Origin of the sequence: uncultured Cyclobacterium sp., assembly GCF_963976465.1 — a bacterium.
Classification (GTDB): Bacteria; Bacteroidota; Bacteroidia; order Cytophagales; family Cyclobacteriaceae; genus Cyclobacterium.
The window spans coordinates 1-7,422 of sequence record NZ_CAXBOC010000278.1 but is presented as its reverse complement, the minus strand read 5'-3'; the positions used below and the strand labels follow the sequence as shown (position 1 = coordinate 7,422).

Below are 7,422 nucleotides of genomic sequence, written 5' to 3'. Positions count from 1 at the left end.
GATTGCACCCAGTACAGAGCCTGCTATGGCCGTGAACAAGGCGAAGCCTACTAGCCAAAGCGCTGCACCAATGGCAACGGATAAACCTTGTCCCAACGAACCTGAAGCTACCCTTATACCCGGTAGGCCTTCTTCTGTAGCCGGGTGCCCTTGCAACCTGCTGTTTAATTTTCTGAAAGTTTTCAGCTCACTTGTATCGAAATAACCGCTTCTGGCTAAAACACTGTACCATACTGGGGAAATATGTCCGTTTGATAGGAAAAATAGATCTTCACCGGTTCCATCAAGGTCAAACTCCGGATTATTCGTCATTTGGTCAAAATACAGGGCGACGAAAAACTCAGTACAGCCCAAAGATGCTCCCGGGTGACCTGACTGACAGGCATGCACCATTCGTAAAATATCTCTTCTTACCTGGGAGCCAATTGCTTCTAATTGTTCAGTTGATTTTTTTTCCATTGATTTGGAATTATTTAATAATTTGATTGGTGTGTTCCTTTGTTTTTACTTTGGAAATAATTTCTTCAATTATTCCCTCTTCATCAATAATGAATGTGGTTCTCGCAGTTCCCATGTATTTTCTACCGTACATGTTTTTCTCTACCCAGGTACCATATTTTTCATGGACGCTTTTGTCCTCATCAGCGATCAATGGAAATGGTAAATCGAATTTCTCAATAAACTTTTTATGAGATTTTTCTGCATCCGAGCTTATTCCGAGCACTACATAACCAGCATTCTGAAGACTTTCATAATTGTCTCTCAAGTTACAGGCCTGGGCTGTGCATCCAGGGGTGTTGTCTCTGGGATAAAAGTATAAAACTACTTTTTTACCTTTGAAATCGGACAACTTGATAGGGTTCCCATCTTGGTCCTTGGACTCAAATTCAGGTGCCGTTTGGCCTACTTCTAATGACATAGTTGTGGCTTTATTGTTTGATTATTGATTTAAGGGCTTAAATATCGGAATAAATTAAATCTTTCCATTATAAATGGCCTCGTTATTTGCTCGATCTCTTACTTTTAAGACTACTTCGCCTTTTAAAGTGGTTCCGGGAAGTGGGGCAGACCAAATAACAGCTTGCTTGTGTTCGTACTTCATCTGTGTCCATTTTCCATCCACCCAGGCTTCAAAATCCTTAATTCCAGATAAACTGTCTTTGATCACAAACCTTATTTCCCTTCCATTGACCCGTGTGGGACGAATGGTAGGTGGAATGGTGTCCGTTGCCAATACAAAATTTCCTAAAACCCTGGTATTGAAATTAATGAATTGCCCTTCCCATTTTCCTCCCAGAAATTTTCGATGACCATTTCTATACAATTGGTACATATGGGTTTTTGACTTGTCCCCCATATAGTCCCCCATATTTGCCTTCACAGAAATCGAATTCCAAAGGTAATCAAACTGATCATTTAAACTCAAGCCTTTCATTCCTTTGTCTTCAAAAGTATCGACCCTTAAATAAAGGTCTTCAAGAAGGCTTTCTTCCTCAAAAAGAATTTTCACCTCTCCATTGTCAATAAGCGTTTCCTTTCCTGCAGGAATTTTGGCATTCACTCCCGGGAAAATGGTTTCAGAACATAGATTAATCGAGTCGGGAATTCCCAAAGCCATGTCCCATAGGTAAGTGCGTTTATTTTTACCTGCATAGGCATAAGGCAATTCCATGTTTAGCCCATGAACATGAACTTGAGCCAGGTCTCCGGCTTCTGCTTCACTACTGTTAATAATTAAAACATTCTCCAGGTATGCGATTTGTTGTTTTCCTGAGGTGTAATTGGTACCCTTTAGGGTAGTAGGTGCTATTTCACCTAAAAACTCAATTTTCAGTTTGGAGGCATTAGAATAGGCATCCAATAGATTAACCGTAATGGACTTTTCTTCACCGGGTAATGCGGAAATGGCCCCACTTAAAACAGTGTCCGGCTCATAAAATGAAAACTTGTTGTTGGGTTTTATATACAAGCGCGTATAGCGATTCCGATAGGTATGTAGGAGAATATGTCGGCCTATGTTAAAATCTATTTCATTGACTTCGGCTCTAAATATTTTTTTATCCGCATCATAGATTTCAAAGATTGGGAAGCCGTTTCTATTGTACATCTCATCCAGCTGGTCATAAGCAAGGATTTCAATGCCCACCTTGCCGGAGATTTTAATGGTTGGTTGCACTTGAAAAGCACCGGAGCTGTAGATCAAAGAAAATTCTTGCCTGCGATACATGCCATTCACCCTGCTTTCGGGAGTCAAAGGACTAATGGCTACCCTTCGTACGATGGGGGAGGTGTTGTCTACGATTTCCCTAAAACCGGCATGTAATGGATCAATTGCTCGGTTGAGGGAATCTCGGATTTCAAAATGTAGGTGCGGTCCACCCGAAGATCCTGTATTGCCGGAATAAGCGATGGTATCCCCTTGAGAAATGGACAACTCGCCAGGTTCAGGATTGTATTCCAATTCATTTTCTCGGGCTTCGTAGATTTTTTGCTGCATGTATTCCGCAATAGGGGAGGCAAAATTCTTCAGATGGGCGTAAACAGTGCTTGTACCATTGGGGTGATTGAGGTAAAGTACATTGCCATAACCAAATGACGAGACTTTGATTTTGGCAACATATCCTTCGGCTGAAGCGTGTACAGGCAATCCTTGCCTACCTTCTGTTTTTATGTCAAGCCCTGTGTGGAAATGATTGCTCCTGATTTCACTCATGTTTCCGGCCAGGAAATTTTGTTCACCGGGTTTGATAGGAAAGAGGTAATAGCCTTTCTGAGTTTGTGAGAGAAAGACAAAGGCAAGCAATACAAATAGTAAGGTGTATAGGGAATTATTTAACTTCAAAATCCAACAATTTTTCATCTTCCACATATGCCTCCAGTCTATCTCCAATGTTCACCTTGCCTACTCCGGCAGGTGTTCCTGTATAGATAAGGTCACCTGTTTTCAAGGTGAAAAATTGAGACACATAGGCGATTATTACATCAAAAGGAAATAGCAACAGTGAGGTGTTTCCTGTTTGGCGCCGTTCCCCGTTGATGTCAAGGTGAAAGTTGATATTGGAAATATCAGGAAAATCGCTGATCGGTTTAAATTGGCCTAATGGAGCTGAGCCATTAAATGCTTTGGCAATTTCCCAGGGTAGGCCTTTTTCCTTGCACTTTTGCTGCAAATCACGGGCGGTAAAGTCTATGCCAATTCCAATTTCATTGTAATATTTGTGGGCAAACTGTTGTTGAATGTATTTGCCTTCTTTGTTTATTTTAAGGACCAATTCCACTTCATGGTGGATATTGTCAGAATATTCAGGATGATAAAAAGGGGCATTGTCTTTTAACAAGGCCGTATCCGGTTTCATAAATACAACCGGTGATTCGGGTCTTTCGTTGTTAAGCTCTTCTATATGTGCCGCATAATTTCGGCCTATGGCAATTATTTTCATCTTCAAAGAAATAATAGTATGGGTTGCAAAGAAAGGGATTATAGGTTGATTTTAAAAGAGGCTTTATTTAATCGGGAAAAAGTTTAGAAATTGTTTTAGAATTTATCCTGCTGGCTTAAAATCAATTAGCCCTCATTTCCGGCTAAAGCGATAAAAAAGTCCCCTTTTTTCTTGTTTTGGTTTTGTTAAATTGAAGAATATTGGTTTATATTTGCATCACTGATCGGGAAGCGGTCGGAATTGATATTTAGTTATGGTTTTGAAAGCCCGTATTTATCCTGTTTTAGGATAGTATAAAAGGTTTATTAAAATCAAAATTGATAGTTTAAATGCTTCACCAATACTTAGAGAGTTGGGTGAGTGGCTTAAACCAGCAGTTTGCTAAACTGTCGTACGCCTAATAGCGTACCGGGGGTTCGAATCCCCCACTCTCTACTGGATAAAACCCTAATTTATTGGTTATCTATAAGTTAGGGTTTAATTTTTTTAATCAGGGGCGAATCCAGGGGCGAATTGATCTGTTTTTTTACCACTACCGTTCAATTCTAATTATGTTTTCTTTCTTTTTATTAGCTGGAATTTGCAAAAAAAATAAAAATTTTGTGCTAAGATCTAATTATTTCCAACAACAATTTTTTTTTCATTACAACCATTGAGTGGGAGTGTCCTGGAATTTAATAAGAATGTAATTTTAATTTAGTCATTTACTTTTCCCCAGTCATACCTAAAAAGACCAATGACTGCTTCTGATAAAAAAGAAATAATGATTCTATTAAAAGATTGTTTAAAAGTTATTTCCAAACTTTTAAAATGTCAGCGAATGGAAGAGCAAAATGATATCAATCATAAAGAACGCCTGAAACAATCGGGTTTCATTACCAAAGAGGAACATAGAGGCAAAGGAGGTGTAGAAATCTGGCTAAATCCGGTTATACTAGGCATGGCAAAGTTATCCACTAACTGTGGTGAAAATCGGGGATGTAGCCTCTCTTTCTTATGAAAAAGCGAAAAATTTTCACCCTTTAGTTCATGAACAACAAGAACAATTAAATAATAATAGCAAAGTGGATAAGTCAGGAACTCAAAAAAGCGGAGTTCCCTACGGTCACAGGAATGGCCTCGATAAATCGGAGGCCACAGGAACACAACATGAACAAGACAAGAACACGGAGGAAAATGCTAACCCTGCCTCATAAAGGCAAGTAAAAGCTCCTGAAAGGCATTGTAAAGCCGAAAAACAGGAACAACAGGCCGGGGCGGAGCGCATTTTCTTACTTTCACTCATCCGGCAGTTCTGGGATTATGCCCGAAAAGTGCTGTATCCCGACTTGATTCTTTCCGAGCCTGAAGTAAGGGAAATCCTTAACCTGATTTGGGAGTCGGTTTACGGCAAGCTTCAATCGAATGCAACTGAAAAAGACTGGCTCAAGTACCAGGATACAGCTTTCAACCGGGTCAATATGGTGGCCAGGTGGCTAAACCCCATATCTACTTCCATCCCAACAACGAGCGGAACGGCTTCAAAAAGACCTGGCAATGGTATGTGAAGCAGGAAACCCTCAAAATTGAAATAAGGAACCAGTTGCTGCTTCAACAGGTAAAGAGTGAATGGCAACAGCATGAACAGAATAAGGGTCGCTTCCGGGAAAAGACCCGTTTACAGCTCTTCCGGATTCAGCAGAAAAGGCTGGCCGGATACCGGGATGAATCCCTGAATCAAGCCTATCAGCAGTGTTTACAACGCTGTTTACATCTGAAAAACTTAAAACGTAAACAACCAGCCTATGCTCAGTGAAAAAATGCAGCGGGAGGCACTGACGAAATGCATTGTCTGGTTCTACGATGGCAATGTTCGTACTTTTTATTCCCTGGACAAAACCCATAAACGGGCAAAACCCAACCAGGCTCTAGGCATCCGCAGACTGGAAAAGATGCTGATGGAAACTTTCAAAGGCCAGTGGGAAACCGCGATCATTTATGAGAACAAATCCTATGGCAATGAGGTGGCAAGATTCAAAAGGGGTGCGAGAGTTTAGCAAAAGATGGCATCATTGGACCAACTCTTGATGTGGTTTGAGAAACCTAGAAAAAATGAAAGAAAACAGAAAAATAGGAGCATTTAAGCGATTTGAGACTTTTCTCTACTCCAGAAAGTTCATCTTCATCGTAGTGATCGCAGGTACCATCCCTATGATCATGCACTCTCACCAGTTATTTTACAATGTGTCGCCATTTGAAGGCAATAAAGTCTGGAAGAATTTTTATGCGCTCTTCTATGCCATTAGCTTTGACCTGACCATTCTGGTATTTACCATCCATGTGATCAAACGAAAGCCTGCTCTATATGCGGTTTTCGTTTTTATTATCAACCTGCTATACTACAATCCTTTTACATTACTCGAACCAGAATTAATCGCTGCTTTCACCAAAGTATTTTTGTCCGGAGTACTGGCGTTTACGGGCTACAGCTATGCTGAGCTATTTGTTGAAAAAGTGGCGGAAAACCAACGTTTTACAAAGAAAAGACCTGTTTTTAAGCCTGTAAAAAATAGCATAAGGGAGCAAAGTAATCAAGACTTCCTGTGTAGAGAATGCGGAAAGGGCTTTCATTCTGTAAAAGCATTGAACTGGCATACGAAGTTGCATTAAAGTTATTTTTTTGAAATTCACTTTATTTAAGCATTTGCTTAAACCTTTATTTTCTTATCTTCGTTATTTAAGTAGTTGCTTAAATATTAAAGAAGTATGAGTAAATCGTGTATCCGGGTTTTTGCAGATGTTGAACAGATCCAACAGTGCAAAGAAGAAATTAACAAAGTAACACCATCAATAGCTACCGTAGCTAAGGCATTGAGCCTGTCGGGCAATGAAGTCCGCTTAAAAATTCTCTACCTACTTAGCAAAGAAACCAAACTTTGTCCCTGCGACCTGAGTGACATTTTGGAAATGACCGTGCCTGCCATTTCCCAACATCTGAAGAAATTGAGAGAAGGAGGTCTTGTAACCAGTGAGAAGGTGGGACAAACAGTGTTTTATTCTTTGGTAGAAGAGAATATACAGGTAATCAGACCTGTGTTAGCAAGTTTATTTAATGGCAGTAAAAAAGAACAAGTAATATGAGTAATTCAAATAAATCAAACTCATCTTCCAAAAGTATAGGAGCCGGTTTGTTGGTAGCCTTTACTGCATCCCTTTGTTGCATCACCCCCGTTTTTGCCACGTTGGCAGGGATTGGAGGCATTGCTTCGTCCATTTCATGGATGGGACCTTTCAGACCTTATTTAATAGGCCTTACAGTTTTGGTATTGGGGTTTGCCTGGTATCAGAAATTAAAACCCAGGACACAGGAGGAAATCGATTGTGCCTGTGAACCTGCCCGTCCGGCAGGCGGGGACGATGAGCGTCCTTCCTTTTGGCAGTCTAAGAAGTTTCTGGGAATCGTTACCGTCTTTGCGGTATTGATGCTTGCTTTTCCGACTTACTCCGGCATCTTTTTCTCAAATAACAGCAATGCAGATAAGGTTATCAAGGTAAGTGACAATGATATTCTGAATGCTGAGCTTAGTATCAAAGGCATGACCTGCACCGGTTGTGAGCATAGCGTGAATGCAGCACTTAATAATAGCGAAGGCGTTCTCGAAGCTTCTTCTTCCTACGAAAACGGTATTGCATTGGTAAAGTTTGATCAATCAAAAGTATCTGTTGAGCAATTGGCAACTGCGGTGGAGGAAGCCACTGGCTATAAAGTCACTGGCAAGAAAATTATAAAAGAAGAAACCTTAAATCAATAGAAAAATGAAACCCATAATTTTCAGCCTAGCATTCATCTTCTTGCTTGCAGGACATGGAATGGCACAATCTGCTGATCCTCAAAAACCGTCAAAACTATTCAGAAAAGTGAGACAGTTAAGCTCAAAGTCACCGGGCTCACCTGTGCCGGTTGTGCCAGTCATCTCTACAAGGTTTTGAAAGAAACAAAAGG

General features: G+C 40.4%; 10 protein-coding genes, 1 tRNA gene and 1 pseudogene. 7 read left to right on the top strand and 5 right to left on the bottom strand.

All coding sequences use genetic code 11. The annotated features are described in order from the left end of the window. From AAC037_RS15305 to AAC037_RS15290, 4 genes and pseudogenes are all read right to left on the bottom strand, one after another. Nucleotides 1–459 (bottom strand): annotated as a pseudogene (locus AAC037_RS15305) (hypothetical protein); the annotation flags it as partial. Nucleotides 460–469: 10 nt separating this feature from the next. Continuing rightward, a complete protein-coding gene (gene bcp, locus AAC037_RS15300) occupies nucleotides 470–919 on the bottom strand; it encodes a thioredoxin-dependent thiol peroxidase (RefSeq protein WP_339903794.1) in 450 nt (149 codons plus the stop codon). A 54-nt stretch (nucleotides 920–973) separates the two neighbouring features. Continuing rightward, on the bottom strand, nucleotides 974–2,842 hold the full coding sequence (locus AAC037_RS15295; protein WP_339903793.1) for a M23 family metallopeptidase: 1,869 nt from the start codon (nucleotides 2,840–2,842) through the stop codon (nucleotides 974–976). Then, nucleotides 2,829–3,440, bottom strand: a complete 612-nt coding sequence (locus AAC037_RS15290) for a fumarylacetoacetate hydrolase family protein (RefSeq protein ID WP_339903792.1) — start codon at nucleotides 3,438–3,440, stop codon at nucleotides 2,829–2,831. The genes AAC037_RS15295 and AAC037_RS15290 overlap by 14 nt, the downstream gene beginning before the upstream one ends. A gap of 346 nt (nucleotides 3,441–3,786) precedes the next feature. Here AAC037_RS15290 and AAC037_RS15285 point away from each other — a divergent pair. The 4 genes from AAC037_RS15285 to AAC037_RS15270 all read left to right on the top strand — a co-directional run bounded on the left by AAC037_RS15285 (nucleotide 3,787) and on the right by AAC037_RS15270 (nucleotide 4,987). Further along, nucleotides 3,787–3,875: transfer RNA gene (locus AAC037_RS15285), tRNA-Ser, on the top strand. 301 nt (nucleotides 3,876–4,176) lie between these two features. Then, nucleotides 4,177–4,440: a hypothetical protein gene (locus AAC037_RS15280; RefSeq protein ID WP_339903791.1), complete on the top strand. Its 264-nt coding sequence runs from the start codon at nucleotides 4,177–4,179 to the stop codon at nucleotides 4,438–4,440. 64 nt (nucleotides 4,441–4,504) lie between these two features. Then, nucleotides 4,505–4,636 carry a hypothetical protein gene (locus AAC037_RS15275; protein ID WP_339903790.1) on the top strand — a complete coding sequence of 44 codons (132 nt, stop codon included), beginning with the start codon at nucleotides 4,505–4,507 and terminating at the stop codon, nucleotides 4,634–4,636. Nucleotides 4,637–4,753: 117 nt separating this feature from the next. Next, nucleotides 4,754–4,987: a hypothetical protein gene (locus AAC037_RS15270; RefSeq protein ID WP_339903789.1), complete on the top strand. Its 234-nt coding sequence runs from the start codon at nucleotides 4,754–4,756 to the stop codon at nucleotides 4,985–4,987. A 12-nt stretch (nucleotides 4,988–4,999) separates the two neighbouring features. Here AAC037_RS15270 and AAC037_RS15265 read toward each other — a convergent pair whose 3' ends face one another. After that, nucleotides 5,000–5,323, bottom strand: coding sequence for a hypothetical protein (locus tag AAC037_RS15265; protein ID WP_339903788.1), 324 nt, complete (start codon nucleotides 5,321–5,323; stop codon nucleotides 5,000–5,002). A gap of 208 nt (nucleotides 5,324–5,531) precedes the next feature. Between AAC037_RS15265 and AAC037_RS15260 the strand changes: the two genes are divergently transcribed. The 3 genes from AAC037_RS15260 (at nucleotide 5,532) to merTP (ending at nucleotide 7,231) form a co-directional block, all read left to right on the top strand. Beyond that, nucleotides 5,532–6,089 carry a C2H2-type zinc finger protein gene (locus tag AAC037_RS15260; RefSeq protein WP_339903787.1) on the top strand — a complete coding sequence of 186 codons (558 nt, stop codon included), beginning with the start codon at nucleotides 5,532–5,534 and terminating at the stop codon, nucleotides 6,087–6,089. A gap of 96 nt (nucleotides 6,090–6,185) precedes the next feature. Continuing rightward, nucleotides 6,186–6,560 carry a metalloregulator ArsR/SmtB family transcription factor gene (locus tag AAC037_RS15255; RefSeq protein ID WP_073094083.1) on the top strand — a complete coding sequence of 125 codons (375 nt, stop codon included), beginning with the start codon at nucleotides 6,186–6,188 and terminating at the stop codon, nucleotides 6,558–6,560. Then, nucleotides 6,557–7,231: a mercuric transport protein MerTP gene (gene merTP, locus AAC037_RS15250; protein WP_339903786.1), complete on the top strand. Its 675-nt coding sequence runs from the start codon at nucleotides 6,557–6,559 to the stop codon at nucleotides 7,229–7,231. The genes AAC037_RS15255 and merTP overlap by 4 nt, the downstream gene beginning before the upstream one ends. The last annotated feature ends 191 nt before the right edge of the window (nucleotides 7,232–7,422 follow it).

What these genes read in the sequence shown, in the direction of transcription:
- AAC037_RS15290 (WP_339903792.1), bottom strand. Translation starts at nt 3,440, where the DNA reads ATGAAAATAATTGCCATAGGCCGAAATTATGCGGCACATATAGAAGAG.
- AAC037_RS15260 (WP_339903787.1), top strand. Translation starts at nt 5,532, where the DNA reads ATGAAAGAAAACAGAAAAATAGGAGCATTTAAGCGATTTGAGACTTTT.
- AAC037_RS15265 (WP_339903788.1), bottom strand. Translation starts at nt 5,323, where the DNA reads ATGGGTTTTGTCCAGGGAATAAAAAGTACGAACATTGCCATCGTAGAA.
- AAC037_RS15255 (WP_073094083.1), top strand. Translation starts at nt 6,186, where the DNA reads ATGAGTAAATCGTGTATCCGGGTTTTTGCAGATGTTGAACAGATCCAA.
- AAC037_RS15280 (WP_339903791.1), top strand. Translation starts at nt 4,177, where the DNA reads ATGACTGCTTCTGATAAAAAAGAAATAATGATTCTATTAAAAGATTGT.
- merTP (WP_339903786.1), top strand. Translation starts at nt 6,557, where the DNA reads ATGAGTAATTCAAATAAATCAAACTCATCTTCCAAAAGTATAGGAGCC.
- bcp (WP_339903794.1), bottom strand. Translation starts at nt 919, where the DNA reads ATGTCATTAGAAGTAGGCCAAACGGCACCTGAATTTGAGTCCAAGGAC.